Annotated in this window: 2 protein-coding genes; both read right to left on the reverse strand. The window is 23.3% G+C overall.

What is annotated here, in order from left to right; translation table 11 throughout:
- Positions 1 to 1,004: 1,004 nt before the first annotated feature.
- Complete coding sequence (locus tag LUA84_RS01145) at positions 1,005 to 1,247, reverse strand: Lrp/AsnC ligand binding domain-containing protein (protein ID WP_231434048.1); 243 nt, start codon at positions 1,245 to 1,247, stop codon at positions 1,005 to 1,007.
- A 6-nt stretch (positions 1,248 to 1,253) separates the two neighbouring features.
- Positions 1,254 to 1,412: a winged helix-turn-helix transcriptional regulator gene (locus LUA84_RS01150; protein ID WP_231434050.1), complete on the reverse strand. Its 159-nt coding sequence runs from the start codon at positions 1,410 to 1,412 to the stop codon at positions 1,254 to 1,256.
- Positions 1,413 to 1,775: the final 363 nt, after the last annotated feature.

Raw genomic sequence — 1,775 nt, forward strand, 5'->3', positions numbered from 1 at the left:
CCTAATATAATCCATTTAACCATATTTTCTAGAATTTCTATTTGTGTTTACTGTGTATACATAAAGAGACATTATAGATATTAAAAGAAAAATCGTTATTACAATAATGACAGAAGTAANNNATATATATGGAATAGAAAATATCCAAATATATATTCTACAGATTTTTTGATCCCAAAAAAGTTCAATCCTAATAGAGAAGACCACGAACTTATAAATTCGATAGTGCTTTTCCATAATGAATTGCTTTTATCTTCTATATTTTTTCGGTTAGATGATAACATGTATGCAATAATAGCTGCTATTAATAATATAATTAAAAAGAAAATATGTATATAATAACTAGAATATGCTGTTANNNNAAGTAAGATGAGGAAGAATCCAGATATAAGAGATATAAACCATGCTACTATGAAGAATTTTTTATTTTTACTAAAATATTCTTTAAAATTGCGTCTTTCTTTAAATTTGTAAAGACACATTCTTATAAATGCTATAATTATCATTATACAACATACTATTACAACTATTGCATATAGTATGATAAATAATACAATATTTCTATATATTTCTGTCAAGATTGAGCTAAATATAGAAAAATAACATGGCATCTGACATATTATTTAAAATCACCATCTACATAATTTAGAATAATTAGTAATAATGTTGGAATATATAGTAATAATAATGAATAAATCATATTAAAGCACAATATGAATAGTTTGGTCTTATTTGGTATGCTAGAACTCAAAGTTGCAATTAAAAGTATTATTGGCGAAATTATTAATATTAAAAGTAATTACAGTTAGATAAAAATAAACAGAACTTAATATATAAGGTAATAATATTTCGAGAATTTCTGATACTAATATATTTATCATTATTATCACAATAATATAAGTAAAAATTAAATATGGATATTTTGACTATATTTCCTCCTATAAAACCTATTTCATAGTAACAATAAACTCATTTAAATATTTGTATAAAAAATGATATTCTTTTTATAAGTATAAAAAGGTCGTTTCTTTTACACTTTCAAAAACTATCAAAGATACAGTTTCTTTTACTCCTTTAATTTCTCTTATCTTATCTAAAACAGCTTTTCCTAAACCTTCAACATCTTTTTCCCTAACCTTTGCAATCATATCCCAATCCCCAGCTATTATATGGACTTCTTGAATTTCTGGTAAGTTTGCAATTTTTTCCGCAACCTCTCTTTGTGTGAAGACCAGAAGAAGGATCATATTTTATTAAAACAAAAGAACAACATTTTTACCAATAGCTTTAGGATCTAAAATTGCTCTATATTCTATTATTATTCCTGCATTCTCTAATTTCTTTATTCTAGCGAAAATTGTAGTTTCTCTCATTTCTGTAATTTGTGAAAGTTCTCTTAAAGAGGTTTGCAATTCTTCTGCAAAAGTGAAAGTAATTGTTTATCCTTTTCATCTATCTTCATAAAAAATTCATATTTTTTAAAAATTTAAGTATTTTATTCAAAGTATCTTCAAATTTTATGAAATTAATAAATANTATATCCTATCAATTAATAAATGAGATTTTGAAAAATATTCAATTTTTAAATCAAATTTAAGTAATTTTTTGAATCTTTTTCAAAAAATTTTATAAAAAATTTAAGAACAGGAAATAGAAATATTAGCGAATGGCGGTAGAAGAAATGATATCTCATCTAAAAGAAATGAAACCAACAATAAAAATACAAACAGTAGTATTAAAGGAAATGCAATCATTTATGGTAGATAGAGGCTTTG

The sequence above is a fragment of the Candidatus Nanopusillus massiliensis genome, from assembly GCF_920984865.1.